Source organism: Halomonas aestuarii (genome assembly GCF_001886615.1).
Taxonomy (GTDB): domain Bacteria; phylum Pseudomonadota; class Gammaproteobacteria; order Pseudomonadales; family Halomonadaceae; genus Halomonas; species Halomonas aestuarii.
The window spans coordinates 249719-264966 of record NZ_CP018139.1; the positions used below are offsets into that span (position 1 = coordinate 249719).

Genomic DNA, 15248 nt, shown 5'->3' on the forward strand with positions numbered 1-15248 from the left:
GATTCCCGACGACCACGACCCCGAGGCGCGATCCATGGCGTTTGATTCCACTTCCACCTACGTGGCCACCGAGGCCCTCAAGCAGGCGGTGAACGCCGCCGTGACCCTGGAGCGACCGCTGCTGATCAAGGGCGAGCCGGGCACCGGCAAGACCCTGCTGGCCGAGGAGCTGGCCGCCTCCCTGGGCACCCGGCTGATCACCTGGCACATCAAGTCCTCCACCAAGGCGGCCCAGGGGCTCTACGAGTACGACGCGGTCAGCCGGCTGCGCGACTCCCAGCTGGGCATCGAGGGCGTGGAGGATGTCGCCAACTACATCCGTCCCGGCAAGCTCTGGGAGGCCTTCACCGCCGGCGAGCGGGTGGTGCTGCTGATCGACGAGATCGACAAGGCGGACATCGAGTTCCCCAACGACCTGCTCCAGGAGCTGGATCGCATGGAGTTCCATGTCTACGAGACCGGCGAGACCATCACCGCGACCCACCGCCCGATCATCGTCATCACCTCCAACAACGAGAAGGAGCTCCCCGACGCCTTCCTGCGCCGCTGCTTCTTCCACTACATCGAGTTTCCCGACCGGGAGACCATGCAGGCGATCATCGACGTGCACTTCCCCGACATCGCCCCCAAGCTGGTCGGCGAGGCGCTGGAGGTGTTCTTCGAGCTGCGCCAGGCCCCGGGCCTGAAGAAGCGGCCCTCCACCTCGGAGCTGGTCGACTGGCTCAAGCTGCTGATGAGCGACGAGCTGGCCCGCGAGGCGCTCTACCAGCGCGACCCGGTCAAGGCGATCCCGCCGCTGGCGGGGGCACTGGTCAAGAACGAGCAGGATACCCAGCTGCTGGAACGGCTGGCCTTCATGCTGCGTCGCCAGGGCAACCCGAGGCGCTGACGGATGTTCATCGGCCTGTTCGAGACCCTGAAGCGCCACGGGGTGCCCGTCTCCCTGCGCGAGCTGCTCGACCTCCATGCGGTGGTCGAGCGCGGCGTGGTGTTCGCCGACATGGAGGCCTTCTACCGGGTGGCGCGCACCGTGATGGTCAAGGACGAGCGCCACTTCGACCGCTTCGATCGCGCCTTCGCCTCCTGGTTCGAGGGGCTGGAGCACCTCGACGCCGCCATCGAGGCGCTGATCCCCGATGACTGGCTGCGCCGCGAGTTCGAGAAGCAGCTCTCCGATGAGGAGAAGGCGAAGATCGAGTCCCTGGGCGGCCTCGAGCAGCTGATCGAGACCTTCAAGCAGCGCCTCGAGGAGCAGAAGAAGCGCCACGCCGGCGGCAACAAGTGGATCGGCACCGGGGGCACCAGCCCCTTCGGCGCCCATGGCTACAACCCCGAGGGCATCCGCATCGGCCAGGACGGCTCGCGGCACCGCCGGGCCGTGAAGGTATGGGACGAGCGGCGCTTCCGCGACTACGACGACTCGCTGGAACTGGGCACGCGCAACATCAAGATGGCCCTCAGGCGGCTCCGGAAGTTCGCCCGCCAGGGGGCGGCGGAGGAGTTCGACGTCGATGCCACCATCCGCGAGACCGCAAGGGACGCGGGCCTTCTCAACGTGCGCATGCGCCCCGAGCGCCACAATGCGGTGAAGGTGCTGCTGCTGCTCGACGTGGGCGGCTCCATGGACGACCACGTCCGGGCCTGCGAGGAACTCTTCTCGGCGGCACGCTCGGAATTCAAGCACCTGGTGCCCTACTACTTCCACAACTGTCCCTATGAGGGACTGTGGCGCGACAACCGGCGGCGCGGCAGCGAACGCATCCCGACGATGGACGTGCTGCACACCTACGGCAGCGATTACCAGGTGGTGATCGTCGGCGACGCGGCCATGTCGCCCTACGAGGTGACCCATCCCGGCGGCAGCGTGGAGCACCTCAACGAGGAGTCGGGCGCCGTCTGGCTCAGGCGCCTGGCCGACCACTTCCCCCGCCTGGTCTGGCTCAATCCCATGGCCCCGCGTGCCTGGGACTATACCCACTCCACCCGGCTGATCCGCGAGCTGATCGAGGATCGCATGTACCCCATGACCCTGGAGGGCCTGGAGCGCGCCATGCGCGAGCTGGCCCGCTAGCCGCATAGCCTTTAAGGGCTATATATAACTTTTATCGCCTTTAAGGGCTATCAGCTTGAAGAATAGCCCTGCGCGGCTATTCTGGCGGTACAGCCCAGGAGAATGCTTCATGCCACAGCGAATCGCCGTCCTCACCGGCGACGTGATCGAGTCCCGCAAGGTCGGCGACCGGCCGCGCCTGTACCGACAGCTGGATGACACCCTGGCCGCACTGGCGGCCCGTCACGGCGGGCACGGCGAACGCTTCCGCGGCGACGGCTTCCAGCTTGCCCTGCCCCATGCGGCAGCGGCCATGGAGGCGGCCGTGGCCCTGCGGGCGGCCCTGGTCCAGCACTCGGAGCCGGACCAGCGCTGGGACGCCCGCATCGCCGTGGCGATCGGGCCGGCGGAGGCCGGCCTCGCGGCGGCCGACGGCGAGACCTTCATCGCCTCGGGACGCACCCTGGATGCCCTGGCGGGCGGCCACGGCCACCTGGCCCTGACCCTGCTGGACGAAGCCGAGGACGAGGGGCTGGCCCTGCTGGTGCGCTTCATCGACGACCTGCTCGATGGCTGGTCCCCCTACTCGGCGGAGGTCGTCGGGCTGAGCCTGCGCGAGGACAGCTCCCGGCAGGTCTCCCAACAGACCCTCGCCGAGCGCCTGGGCATCACCCAGCCCAGCGTGCACAAGCGCCTGCGCGCCGCGCGCTGGGCACTCCTCTCCGACAGCCTCACGTACCTGCGCCGGCGACTCGCCGAACAGGGGGCGACGCCATGAGTGCCGATGCCCTCTCGCTGCTGATGGCCCTGGTACTGGCCCATCTGGTGGGCGACTTCCTGCTGCAGCCGCGGCGCTGGGTGGAAGAGCGCTACCGGCTGCACCACCGCTCCCCGCGGCTGCTGCTCCACGCCCTGCTGCACGGGCTGCTCGCCGGCGGCGTGCTGCTGGTGGCCGCCGGTGCCACGTCCCGTGGACCCGGCGCCGCGCTGCTCGGCGCCCTGGCGGTGGGCGCCAGCCACTGGACGATCGACCTGGCCAAGTCCCGGCGGCCGGCCGGCGAGCTTCGCTGGTTCCTGCTCGACCAGGCCGGCCACCTGCTGGTGCTGGTGGGGCTCTGGCTGGCCTGGCTGGAAAGCCTGGCCCCGCTGCAGGCGCTCGCCGTCTGGCTGGCCTCGCCGGCGGTGCTGGGCGTTGCCACGGCCTACCTGCTGGTAACCCGTCCGCTGTCGATCGCCATCGCCCTGGTCATGCGGCGCTGGAGCGCCGAGCTAGAGGACACCGGCACACTGGCCAGCGCCGGCGCGCGCATCGGCGTGCTGGAACGGCTGCTGGTGCTGACCCTGGTGCTGCTGGACCAGCTCACCGCGGTGGGCTTCCTGCTGGCCGCCAAGTCGGTGCTGCGCTTCGGGGACCTGCGCGAGACCCGCGACCGCAAGCTCACGGAGTATGTGCTGCTCGGCACCCTGCTCAGCGTCTCGACGACCCTGGTGCTGGGCATGCTGGTGCGCCTGCTGCCGACGGGGGGCTGACCCCGACGGGGCGAGCACAGGCTTTTTTGCCGCCGCGGGGCCGCTGGCCGTACAATGACCGGCCATTGCCGCTGCCCAGCACGGCCCGTCACTGTCTTCTGTACAAGAACACGCTCGAGGAAACGCCGGACCCATGCGCGCCAGTCAACTGTTGATCGCCACCCTCAAGGAAACCCCCGCCGACGCCGAAGTCATCAGCCATCAGCTGATGCTGCGCGCGGGGATGATCCGCCGCCTGACCTCCGGCCTCTACACCTGGCTGCCGATGGGCCTCAAGACCCTGCGCAAGGTCGAGCGCATCGTGCGCGAGGAGATGGATCGTGCCGGCGCCCAGGAAGTGCTGATGCCCGCGGTGCAGCCCGCCGAGCTGTGGCAGGAGTCTGGCCGCTGGGAGCAGTACGGCCCGGAGCTGCTGCGCCTCAAGGATCGCCATGGTCGCGACTACTGCGTCGGCCCGACCCACGAGGAAGTGATCACCGACCTGGTCCGCAAGGAGATCGCCAGCTACAAGCAGCTGCCGGCCAACTTCTACCAGGTCCAGACCAAGTTCCGCGACGAGATCCGGCCGCGCTTCGGGGTGATGCGCTCCCGCGAGTTCATCATGAAGGACGCCTACTCCTTCCACGTGGACGAGGCGTCGCTGCTGGAGACCTACCAGGTGATGTATGACGCCTACGTGCGCATCTTCACCCGACTGGGCCTCGACTTCCGCCCGGTGATCGCCGACAACGGCGCCATCGGCGGCACCGGCTCCCACGAGTTCCACGTGCTGGCCGACTCCGGCGAGGACGACATCGTCTTCTCCACCGAGTCCGACTATGCCGCCAACATGGAGAAGGCCGAGGCGCTGGCGCCCCAGGGCGAGCGCGCGGCGCCCACCGAGGAGCTGCGCCTGGTCGACACCCCCGATGCCCGGACCATCAAGACGCTGGTCGAGCAGCACGGCCTGCCCATCGAGAAGACCATCAAGACCCTGCTGGTCCAGGGCGAGGGAGGCGGCCTGGTCGCCCTGCTGGTGCGCGGCGATCACGAGCTCAACGAGGTCAAGGCCGAGAACCTCGCCGAGGTGGCCTCGCCGCTGACCATGGCCACCGAGGAGGAGATCCGTGCCGCCGTGGGGGCCGGTCCCGGTTCGCTCGGCCCGGTGAACCTCGAGCTGCCGATCGTCATCGACCGCAGCGTGGCACTGATGAGCGACTTCGGTGCCGGGGCGAACGTCGATGGCCAGCACTACTTCGGCATCAACTGGGAGCGCGACGTCGCGCTGCCCAGCGTCGCCGACATCCGCAACGTGGTGGAGGGCGATCCCTCGCCGGACGGCAAGGGCGTGCTCGCGATCAAGCGCGGCATCGAGGTCGGCCACGTCTTCCAGCTCGGCAAGAAGTACTCCGAGGCGATGAATGCCACCGTGCTGGGTGACGAAGGTCGTGCCGTGCATCCCTGGATGGGCTGCTATGGTATCGGGGTGACCCGGGTCGTGGCCGCCGCCATCGAGCAGAACCACGATGACGCCGGGATCATCTGGCCCGACGCCATCGCCCCCTTCCACGTCGCGATGGTGCCGATGAACGCCCACAAGTCTCAGCGGGTGCGCGAGGAGTCCGAGCGACTCTACCAGGCCCTTACCGCCGCCGGGCTCGAGGTGCTGCTGGATGATCGCGACCTGCGCCCGGGCGTGCGGTTCGCCGACCATGAGCTGATGGGCATCCCCCACCGTCTGGTCGTCGGGGACCGGGGCCTGGACAAGGGTGAACTGGAATACAAGGGACGCCGTGACAGTGACGCCACCATGGTACCGGCCGGGGAGATCATCGACTTCCTGCGCGAGAAGGTCGATATCTGAACGATGTCGGGTAGCCGCGCTCGCGGTGGCCTGCTGCCTGCCGGCCATGACGGCCCTGGGCCAGGGCGAGCGTGACTTCCTCGCCGCCCTGCCCCCCTCGCTGTCACCCGAGCCCCCCGCCCCCTTCGTGCGGGCCCTGCCGGCCATCCCCGCGAGCCTGCGCGGCACCCTCGACAGCGTACGCGAGGCGCCCATCTCGCCCGCCGAGATCTGGGCGGCGCGTCAGTGGCTGAACGCCATGGAGCCCAGGCTAGCCCGCTACGTCCCGGAGATGGACCGCCGCCGCGAGCTGCTGGGCCGTATCCACCATGAGGCACGGTTGGCGGGCCTGTCGCCGTCGCTGGTGCTGGCGGTGATCCAGGTGGAAAGCGCCTTCAAGGCCGAGGCGGTCTCCTCGGCGGGTGCCGTCGGCCTGATGCAGATCATGCCGTTCTGGATCCGCGAGCTGGGCCTGCCGGCCGACGACCTGAAGGACCCGCGACGCAACCTCCGCTATGGCTGCACGATCCTGGCCCACTACCTGGCCGTGGAGCGCGGCGACCTGACCCGGGCACTGGCCCGCTACAACGGCAGCCTCGGCAAGACCTGGTATCCCGAGCGGGTGATGCGGGCCCTGGCAGGCCGGTGGTCCTCCCGGGATGACGTGCGTACCACGGCGCTTCGCTGAGTCGGCCACCCGTCATCCGGACGAAAAAAAAGCCGACCCTGACGGGTCGGCTACTGGGGGGACAGCTCCCCCCTCCCCTGACGACTCTTGAAGCGACTGGATCAGTGCTTGTTCTTGCGATGGTGATCGCGAACGATGAATGCTACCCAGCCACCCATGAAAGCGACCATCATCGCGACGGTAACCAGCCCGAAGATTACGGCGTCATCCAGATACATGGTGGTGTCCTCCCGTCTCGATGTGTTGGGAAGACTGTAGCGCGGCGTGGGGAGGGGGAAAGTGACCTGTATCAAGTTTCCCCGCGGGCCCGGCAGGACGCGGGGAATCCGTTGATCCAGATCAGTTTTCACGGCATCTTCTTGTCTTCCACCTCGCTCGGCTCGGTGCCGGGCGGCAGCGGATGCCCCTTGGCCAGCTCGGCCCGGGTAGCCTCGCGGACCTCGAGCACCTCGAGGCGATAGCGCAGGGTCTGGCCGGCCAGGGGGTGGTTGGTGTCGACCAGCACGCTGTCGTCGCGCACCTCGAGGATGGTGACGATCTCGGGACCGTCGTCGCCGGGCGTCTGGAAGCGCATGCCGGGAGCGAGATCGGGGGCGGGGAAGGCGTGCCGCCCGACCTCGCGCACCAGCGCCTCGTCACGCAGGCCGTAGGCATCGGCCGGCATCAGGGTCACCGACAGTTCGGCGCCGACGGACTGGGCCTCCAGGGCACGCTCCAGGCCGGCCATGATGTTGCCGTGGCCATGCAGGTACTCGAGGGGCTGCGCGCGGGCCCGGGAGTCGTCGAGGACGTTGCCGTCCTGATCGCTGAGCACGTAGTGCAGGGTCACGACCCGTTGAGGGGCGATGGTCATGGGATCTCCTGACGGGAAGGGGGGGAATGACGGCGAGGTCGTCGCCTACTCGTGTCGACGCAACTGGCTGACGGGCATCTCGAGGCGCTGCTGCTTGTGCAGCAGGTTGAGCAGCACGATGGCCCGTTCCTCGCCCTTATGGCTGGCGAACACGGCCTGCAGGTCCTTGAAGGGCCCCTCGGTGATCTCCACCGCCTCACCGGCGCGGAAGTAGACGTTCGAGGTCGCATCCTCCTCCCCGCGGCCATGCTCGAGCAGGGTCTCCACCAGCGCATCGCTGACGGGCACCGGCATCGAGAGGCCGAAGGTGACGATCTTCAATACCCCTCGGGTGGAGCGGATGGGGCGCCAGTTGCTGGCCAGGCGGTCGAGCCGGATGAACAGGTAGTAGGGAAAGAGCGGCTCGCTGACCCACTCCAGCTTGCCGCGACGCTTCTTCTGCACCTGCAGCACGGGATGGAAGATCTCGTAGCCCTGATTGGTCAGGTGCTCGGCGGCGCGGAAGGACTCCCCGCCCTTGCACTGGATCACGTACCAGCGGGGCACGGCATCATCGGCCTCGGCCTGGCGAATCTCGGAATCGCTCATGTCGCTCCTGGTCGGGTTCCTGCTGGTATCACTGCCGGCGCTCTGCAACAATCCCACCGCATGCCATCCCCGGGGCGATCGCCCGCGGGGGACATGGGCCGGACGGCAAGCCGCCGGCTGCCGTATTCAGGATTTTATCATCGATGGCGAGGACCTGCGTGGCCTCCCTCGTGCCCGACCGCAAGGAGTGCTGCCCGACATGCCGCCCCCCACCGCTCACCGCAGCTGGCACGACGCCCTGGTGATCTACCTGCGCGCGCCGGTCATCACCATGCTGTTCCTGGGCTTCTCGGCCGGCCTGCCGTTCCTGCTGGTGTTCTCGACCCTCTCGGCCTGGCTGCGCAGCACGGGGGTCGAGGTGGCGGCCATCGGCTTCTTCGCCTGGATCGGCATGCTCTACTCGATCAAGTTCTTCTGGGCCCCGGTGGTGGACCGCCTCGCCCTGCCACTGCTGACGCGCAGCCTGGGTCAGCGCCGGGGCTGGATGCTGCTGGCCCAGGCGATGATCGCCGCCGGCCTGGTGGGGCTGTCCGGCATCGACCCGGTCGGCCACCTGCCGCTGGTGGCCGTCTTCGCGCTGCTGGTAGCCTTCGGCTCGGCTACCCAGGACATCGCCATCGATGCCTTCCGCATCGAGTCGGCTCCGGAGGATGTCCAGGCCGCCATGGCCTCGACCTACATCATCGGCTATCGCGGCGGGCTGCTGGCGGCCGGCGCCGGCGCCCTCTACGTGGCCTCGCTGGTCTCCTGGGAGGCGGCCTACCTGTGCATGGCAGGGCTGGTGGGCGTCGGGGCGGTCACGGTCCTGCTGCGACCGGAACCCGAGCGACTCGCGCTGACCACCCAGCTGATCCACGAGCCCCGGGTGCGGGCCTTCCTGAGGGCCTCCCGCGGGCGCTCGAAGACGCTGCGGCGGCTCGGCGCCTGGGTGATCGGCGCCATCGTCTGCCCCTTCACCGACTTCTTCAGCCGCCACCGTCGCAAGGCGATCTGGCTGCTGCTTTTCGTGGCGGTGTTCCGGATCAGCGACCTGGCCATGGCCTCGATGGCCAACCCGCTCTACATCGACCTGGGCTTCAGCCTTGAGACCATCGCCAACGTCACCAACGTCTTCGGCATCGCCATGAGCATCGGCGGGGGCATCCTCGGGGGGCTGCTGGTGGCCCGCTATGGCATCGGGCCCATCCTGGTGCTGGGTGCGGCGGCCGCGGCGCTGACCAACCTGCTGTTCGTGGCCCTGTCGCTGGCGGGCCAGCACCTGCCGATGCTGGTCATGGCCATCGTCGGCGACAACCTGGCCAACGGCCTGGCCAGCGCGGTCTTCATCGCCTTCCTCTCGAGCCTCACCTCGCGGGCCTACACGGCCACCCAGTACGCGCTCTTCTCGTCGCTGATGACCCTGCCCGGCAAGTTCCTCAGCGGCTTCGGCGGCCTGGTGGTGAGCGGCGAGGGCTATGCCACCTTCTTCCTGATCTCCACCGCCCTGGGCGCGCCGGCGGTGCTGCTGGCGATCTGGATCAGCCGCGACCGCGCACTGATGCCGGCCCCGCGGACCGCCTGAGCCCAGGCCTGACCCTGGTCCTGACCTGGGTCTCAGTCGGCCAGCCGCGCCTGGAGCCAGGCCAGGGCCCCCGGGGTGCTGCGCCACTGGTCGCGCATCAGGGTCCGGTACTGCCAGGCCTCGGCGCGAGAGCCGGGCTCGGCGATGCCGTCGCCGCCCGTGCCGGCCGGACGCGGGTTCTCGGCGCAGAGCATGGCCGCGACATGGGCATTGTGGCGGCGAACCTCGTCCAGCGCCTCGCGGGCCTCGTCGGGGCGTCCCAGGCGGTAGAGCGCCAGCACCCGCCCCATCAAGAGCCCCAGCGGCGGGGTCTCGTCCCCCTCGCCGTCGAGCTCCCGCACGCTGAGCTCCAGGGCCGCCCGGTCTCGGCCTTCCCGCAGCAGCTGGTCGAGCACCAGCTCGCGCAGGCCCAGGCTGTCCTGGTCGTCCAGGGTCAGGAGGCGCTCGGCCAGCTCCCTGGAGCGGGCCCGGGCGCCACGCTCCATGCCCACCACCAGGGCCAGCCCGGTCCGCAGCAGCACGGCGTTGTCGGCGCTGTCCCACGGGAAGGGCCCCTCGCCCTCGGCGCGCACCTGCTCGAGCCAGCGCTCCAGCCGGCTGGCCAGGGGCTCGAAGAGGCTCGGCGCCATCCACGGCAGGCTGCCGAAGCGGCTGGCCAGCGCCAGCGCCAGGGACTGCACCACGGCCGGCGCGTCCAGCCACTCAGGATGGGCGCAGAGCGCGGGCAGCCACTCGCCGGCATGGGGCCAGGGATCGTCATCGAAGCCCATGGGGGCCTCGCTCTCGACGTTAGCCTTGAAGACCTTCTGCCAGGCGGCAAACAGGGTGTCCTCGCGGGCGGTGGAATGGTACTCGAGGCCGCTGCCCTCGTGGTGGTGGATCTCCAGCCGCGGGGCGACGGGCAACGACTCCAGCAGCGCCTGCAGGGCCACCAGCGGCTCGGCCAGGTCCTCCTCGGCACTGAGCAGCTGGTCGGCCAGGGTCGCGCCGGGGTTCTCTGCGAGGTCGGCCAGGAACTGCAACTGGTCGGGATCCAGGTCCCCCTGGCGGGAGAGGCGCCGGAACCAGAAGCGTGACCGCTCCGCGGCCTCCTCCTCGTGGCCCTCGTGAAGCAGCAGCATGGCCTCGATGTAGGCCAACGTCGGCGAGTCGGGCAGCGCCTGCTGGGCGCGCACGAAGGCCGCCCGGGCGCTGTCCAGGTCGTCGTTGTCCAGGTGCATCAGGCAGAGCCGCTCCAGCGCCACGCCGCGCAGGAACAGCGGCCCACGGTCGAGCACCGCATCGAGCAGCGCCTCGCGCTTGCGGTGAAAGCCGCGCTCCTGGTAGAGGTCGATGAGGATCTCGAAGGCGGGCTCGGCCTGCTCGGGAAGCGTCTGCCAGTCGGCCCGCTCGAACAGCGACTCGAGGATCTGCTGGGCGCGCCCCCGCTGGCCGGACTCGGCGGCGATCAGGCCAGCCTCGAGCAGGGCCTGGGCCGGCGCAAGGCCGCTGGCCAGCGCCGCCTTGAGGGTGTCGCCCTTCCAGTCGCGCAGCGAGAGCATCCACATCAGGTGGGACGGCACATGGCCGGGCAGGCTGACGGCACCGCAGCAGTGCTTGGTCTTGCGCCCGGAGTCGCACCAGCAGGGCTCGTTGCGCCCCGGCCGGGCCAGCGGCTCGGCGGCGAAGTCGAGTCGCGCCAGCGGGGTCTGCGACCACAGCTCCGGGGCCAGCGCCTGGGCCAGGGGCAGGTTCCCGCCGACCAGCGCCGGCCCCTCGTCCCGGGCCCAGGCCATCAGCGTGGGATAGCGCTCGTCCTCACGAATGGCCGCCAGGGCCCCCGTGGCAAAGCCCAGCAGCTGCTCCACCCATACTGCCAGCATCGCACTCTCCGCTATCCAGAAAATGGCACAGTCTACCAGTCCGGCGGCATGCTGGGCAGGTGGCTCAGGCCTTCGCGCGGGCAAACAGCGGGCGGGTCCGGGTGTCCATGTCGAGCCGCGCGCCGAGGCGCACCAGGTTCCAGTAGTGGCCGTTGAGGGTGCGCGAGAGCAGCAGGGTGTCCGCCGGGGGCTGCAGGCGGTCCATGGCGGCCCAGACCTTCGGGCTCAGGTCGCGCAGGCGACGGTGCACCCGCACGTCGCCGAAGTCCTGCTCGCCAGGCTCGAACAGGGGCGACACCGCCTCGGCCGACTCCCGGTAGAGCGCCAGCGGAGCGCCCTGCCCCTGGCGGCCGCCCAGCTCGAGCAGCGCCCCGTCCATGGCCATGGGGTCGCCCTGGAGGGTCGCCTCGAGCAGGCGCATCATCGCCGTCAGCCGCGCCGCGGGTACCGGGATCACCGCGCCGAGGTCGTAGATCACCAGGCGGCCCTGCGCATCCGCGGCGAAGTTGCCGGCGTGGGGGTCGGCATGCAGTTCGCCGTGGGTGAAGAGCTCCTCGGTCAGCCAGTCGGCCAGGGTCGTGGCCACCTGCTGGCGCCGCTCGTCATCGGCGGCCTCCAGGTCACGTAGCGGGGTGCCCGCCACGTAGCGCATGGCCAGCACCCGAGGGCCGGAGAGGTCAGGCAGCGGCTCGGGGATGACCAGGCGATCGAGATGGGCGTAGCGCTCGCGGTAGCGGGCCAGCGCCTCGGCCTCGGCGTGGTAGTCCAGCTCGCCGCGCAGGCTCACCGCCAGCTCCTCGAACAGGGCATCGAGGCGCGCCTGGGGCACCTTGAACCAGCGGCCCAGGCGCATCAGCCGACGCACCTGGGCCAGGTCGCTCTCCAGCACCTCGGCGAGGCCGGGGTACTGGACCTTGAGCACCAGGGTCTCGCCGTCGTGGGTCACGGCACGATGCACCTGGCCCATGGAGGCGCTGGCGAAGGGCCGCTCCTCGATCTCTCGGAAGCGGGCCTCGAGGTCACCGTACTCCTCGACCAGGGTGCGCCGGATGTCGGTCCAGGGCATGGGCTCGGCCTGGCGCTGAAGCCGGGCGAGCTCCTCGGCCAGGTCCGGCGGCAGGAGGTCGTCCCACTGGGACATGATCTGGGCCAGCTTCATGGCCGGCCCCTTCAGCTCGGACAGCCCCTCGAAGAGGGCCTCTCCCAGGGCCCGCCAGTCGGCCTGACCGCCGAGACGGGTGCGGATCAGCGCTCCTCCCGTCTTGGCACCGAGTCCCAGCAGGCGCCGGGTGCGGCCACGTTCGCGCATCGCCTCTCTCCTCGAAGGATATTTATACAATCATTGTACACCATATCGACCTCGTTACACCTGGCGAGGCCTCGAGAATACTGGAAGAATGTCCATGTCACTTCCCCCGACGAGTCGCCATGCGCCTGATCATCGCCGAGAAACCGAGCCTGGGGCGGGCCATCGCCGACGCGCTGCCCGGTCGCCCCCGCCGCCAGGACGGGGCCCTGGTGATGGGAGACACCACGGTCACCTGGTGCCTGGGCCACCTGCTGGAACAGGCCCCGCCGGATGCCTACGACCCCGCCCTCAAGCAGTGGCGCCTCGACCACCTGCCGATCCTGCCGAGCCGCTGGAAGCTGATGCCCCGACCGAAGGCCCGCGGCCAGCTGGCGGTGATCCGCAAGCTGCTCAAGGACGCCCGCGAGGTGGTCCATGCCGGCGACCCGGACCGCGAGGGCCAGTTGCTGGTCCAGGAGGTGATCGAGCACTTGGGCTGGAAGGGGCCGGTGTCGCGCCTGCTGGTCAGCGACCTCAACCGCCCGGCGGTGCAGCGGGCGCTGGCCCGCCTCGAAGACAATGCCCGCTTCGACCCGCTCTACCGGGCGGCCCAGTCACGCGCCCGGGCCGACTGGCTCTACGGCATCAACCTGACCCGCGCCTGGACGGTGTCCGGTCGCCAGGCCGGCCACGACGGGGTGCTCTCGGTGGGGCGGGTGCAGACCCCGGTGCTGGGACTGGTGGTGCGCCGCGACGCCGAGATTCGCGACTTCCGGCCCAAGCCCTTCTTCGTGCTGTGGGCCGACCTCGCCGTTGAACGGGGACGGCTGCGGGCCTGGTGGCAGCCGGGCGAGGCCCACTCTCTCGACGACCAGGGACGACTGCTGTCGCGCCAGCCCGCCGCCGAGCTGGCCGAGCGCCTGCCCGGCGCCGAGGGGCGGCTCACCTCGCTCGAGCGCCAGGAGCGGCGCCAGGCCGCTCCCCTTCCCTACTCGCTCTCGGCCCTGCAGGTGGACGCGGCCCGCCGCCACGGGCTCTCCGCCAAGTCGACCCTGGACATCTGCCAGCGCCTCTACGAGCGCCATCAGCTGATCACCTACCCGCGCTCGGACTGTCGCTACCTCCCCGAGGAACACTGGGCCGCGGCGCGCGCCACCCTGGAGAGCGCCTGCCGACCCGACGACACCCTGCGCGGCTGGCTCGCCGGCGCGGACTTCTCGCGACGCTCGAAGGCCTGGAACGACGGCAAGGTCGGCGCGCACCATGCCCTGGCGCCCACCGGCAAGCCCGCAGAACTCTCGCGGCTCGAGAAGGCCGAGGCGGACGTCTTCCGGCTGATCGCCCGCAACGTGCTGGCCCAGTTCTACCCGCCGCTCGCCCTGCGCGAGGTCAAGGCGGACTTCCTGATCCTCGACGAGCCCTTCCGCGCCAAGGGACAGGAGCTCCTCGACCCCGGCTGGAAGCCGCTGTTCACCACCCGCGATGAGGCGCCCCCCCTGCCCCCGCTCACCGAGGGCGAGGCCTGCCGGGTGGAAGAAGCCGGCGTGGAGGACCGCGAGACTCGCCCCCCCGAACCCTTCACCGACGCCAGCCTGATTAAGGCGATGATGAACATCGCCCGCTACGTCGACGACCCGGCGGTGCGACGCACCCTGCGCGAGCATGACGGTCTGGGCACGGAGGCGACCCGCGCCGGCATCATCGAGACCCTGGTGGAACGCGGCTACCTGGTGCGCCAGGCCAAGGCGCTGCGCGCCAGCCGGCTGGGCAGCGCGCTGATCGCCTCGCTGCCCGAGGCGGTGGGCCGCCCCGAGCGCACCGCGCTGTGGGAACAGCGGCTGAGCGCCATCGCCGAGCAGGGAGACGACCCGGCCCCCTTCCTGACGGCGCTGATCGAGGACCTCCACGGCCTGCTCGACGCGGCGGATGCCGGGAGGATACGCGCGGCCCTGGAGAGTGCCCGGGGCGAACAGGCCCCCGCTCCCCGCGGCAAGCGCCGGGGCGCCCCGCGCCGCCGGACCGGCTCCGCCCGACGGCCACGGCGCCGCTGACGTGAGGAGGCCCACCATGACCCACACCAGACATTGGATTGTCGGGCCCGGCGCCTTGGGCCGGCTGATCGCCCTGAGGCTGGCGGAGGACGCTGCGGTGACGCTGATCGGACGACGCACCATCCCCGTCGTCCAGACCCTGCTCACCCCGGAGCAGTCGTCCCTGGTCCGCCGGGTCGAGGTGGCCCGGATCGACGCCCTACCCCGGGAGGTTCCCGATGTCGTGCACCTGACCACCAAGGCGCACGGTGCCGAGGCGGCGCATCGCGCCCTGGCCGGCCAGCTGCCGGCCGGGACTCCCCTGCTGCTGTGGCAGAACGGCTTCGACTGCCAGCCGCGGTTGAGCGCGCGTCATCGGGGGCCGGTGCTCTGTGCCAGCACGACCGAGGGGGCCTACGTCCAGGACGAGGCGCAGGTGACCCATGCCGGGCACGGCCACACCTTCCTGGGCAGCCTCGATGGCCGGCATGGCGCGCTCGCCGGGCGGCTGGCCGGCATCCTCTCGTCGGCCGGCCTGCCGACCGAGGCGGTCGACGACATTCGCGTGCGGCTGTGGCGGAAGCTCGCCGTCAACGCGGTCATCAACCCGCTGGTGGCCCACTTCGGGATCCGCAACGGCGAGCTGCGCGATGCTCCCTACCGCGACAGGGTCGAGCCCCTGCTCGCCGAGGTCGCGTCGATCCTCACCGCCGAGGGCATCACGCCGCCCGACGGTGAGGGGCTCGAAGGCTGGCGGCGCCTGGTGTGGCAGGTCATCGAGGCCACGGCCGCCAATCGCGCCTCCATGCTGCAGGATGTCCAGGCGGGACGGCTCACCGAGCACGAGGCGATCCTCGCCCCGCTGCTCGAGGCGGCCGGGCGCCACCGACTGGCGGCACCGCACCTGGCCCGACACCTCGACACGCTGCGTGCCCGGGCCGACGCATTGGCGCAACCGCCGCCCCGTTGCTAGATT

14 protein-coding genes are annotated in these 15248 nt (G+C 70.3%); 9 read left to right on the forward strand and 5 right to left on the reverse strand.

What is annotated here, in order from left to right:
* The first annotated feature begins 34 nt into the window (after positions 1-34).
* The 6 genes from BOX17_RS01155 (at position 35) to BOX17_RS01180 (ending at position 6090) form a co-directional block, all read left to right on the forward strand.
* Positions 35-889, forward strand: coding sequence for an AAA family ATPase (locus BOX17_RS01155; protein ID WP_071941668.1), 855 nt, complete (start codon positions 35-37; stop codon positions 887-889).
* 3 nt (positions 890-892) lie between these two features.
* Positions 893-2071, forward strand: coding sequence for a vWA domain-containing protein (locus BOX17_RS01160; RefSeq protein WP_071941669.1), 1179 nt, complete (start codon positions 893-895; stop codon positions 2069-2071).
* 109 nt (positions 2072-2180) lie between these two features.
* Complete coding sequence (locus tag BOX17_RS01165) at positions 2181-2828, forward strand: helix-turn-helix domain-containing protein (protein ID WP_071941670.1); 648 nt, start codon at positions 2181-2183, stop codon at positions 2826-2828.
* Entirely contained in the window at positions 2825-3580 is a 756-nt protein-coding gene (locus BOX17_RS01170) for a DUF3307 domain-containing protein (RefSeq protein WP_071941671.1), read from the forward strand. The genes BOX17_RS01165 and BOX17_RS01170 overlap by 4 nt, the downstream gene beginning before the upstream one ends.
* 133 nt (positions 3581-3713) lie before the next feature.
* Positions 3714-5423, forward strand: coding sequence for a proline--tRNA ligase (locus BOX17_RS01175; RefSeq protein WP_071941672.1), 1710 nt, complete (start codon positions 3714-3716; stop codon positions 5421-5423).
* Positions 5424-5469: 46 nt separating this feature from the next.
* Positions 5470-6090: a lytic transglycosylase domain-containing protein gene (locus BOX17_RS01180; protein WP_083582206.1), complete on the forward strand. Its 621-nt coding sequence runs from the start codon at positions 5470-5472 to the stop codon at positions 6088-6090.
* Between the two features lie 101 nt (positions 6091-6191).
* On the opposite strand, the gene ccoM is transcribed toward BOX17_RS01180, so the two are convergent.
* The 3 genes from ccoM to rfaH form a co-directional block, all read right to left on the reverse strand.
* On the reverse strand, positions 6192-6308 hold the full coding sequence (gene ccoM / locus BOX17_RS17210; protein ID WP_279626233.1) for a cytochrome c oxidase subunit CcoM: 117 nt from the start codon (positions 6306-6308) through the stop codon (positions 6192-6194).
* A 128-nt stretch (positions 6309-6436) separates the two neighbouring features.
* Positions 6437-6943, reverse strand: a complete 507-nt coding sequence (locus BOX17_RS01185) for an FKBP-type peptidyl-prolyl cis-trans isomerase (protein WP_071941673.1) — start codon at positions 6941-6943, stop codon at positions 6437-6439.
* A 45-nt stretch (positions 6944-6988) separates the two neighbouring features.
* Positions 6989-7531 carry a transcription/translation regulatory transformer protein RfaH gene (gene rfaH / locus BOX17_RS01190; RefSeq protein ID WP_071941674.1) on the reverse strand — a complete coding sequence of 181 codons (543 nt, stop codon included), beginning with the start codon at positions 7529-7531 and terminating at the stop codon, positions 6989-6991.
* A 199-nt stretch (positions 7532-7730) separates the two neighbouring features.
* On the opposite strand from rfaH, the gene BOX17_RS01195 reads away from it, so the two are divergent.
* Entirely contained in the window at positions 7731-9092 is a 1362-nt protein-coding gene (locus tag BOX17_RS01195) for an AmpG family muropeptide MFS transporter (protein ID WP_071941675.1), read from the forward strand.
* A gap of 32 nt (positions 9093-9124) precedes the next feature.
* Here BOX17_RS01195 and BOX17_RS01200 read toward each other — a convergent pair whose 3' ends face one another.
* Together BOX17_RS01200 and BOX17_RS01205 are read right to left on the reverse strand one after the other, a co-directional pair.
* The gene (locus BOX17_RS01200) at positions 9125-10954 is read right to left on the reverse strand and encodes an SEC-C domain-containing protein (RefSeq protein ID WP_071941676.1); all 1830 of its coding nucleotides are present in this window, start codon (positions 10952-10954) and stop codon (positions 9125-9127) included.
* 64 nt (positions 10955-11018) lie between these two features.
* On the reverse strand, positions 11019-12263 hold the full coding sequence (locus BOX17_RS01205; RefSeq protein ID WP_071941677.1) for an ABC1 kinase family protein: 1245 nt from the start codon (positions 12261-12263) through the stop codon (positions 11019-11021).
* Between the two features lie 119 nt (positions 12264-12382).
* Here BOX17_RS01205 and BOX17_RS01210 point away from each other — a divergent pair, with 119 nt between their 5' ends.
* Together BOX17_RS01210 and BOX17_RS01215 are read left to right on the forward strand one after the other, a co-directional pair.
* On the forward strand, positions 12383-14293 hold the full coding sequence (locus BOX17_RS01210; RefSeq protein ID WP_071941678.1) for a DNA topoisomerase III: 1911 nt from the start codon (positions 12383-12385) through the stop codon (positions 14291-14293).
* 16 nt (positions 14294-14309) lie between these two features.
* Positions 14310-15245, forward strand: a complete 936-nt coding sequence (locus BOX17_RS01215) for a ketopantoate reductase family protein (protein ID WP_071941679.1) — start codon at positions 14310-14312, stop codon at positions 15243-15245.
* The last annotated feature ends 3 nt before the right edge of the window (positions 15246-15248 follow it).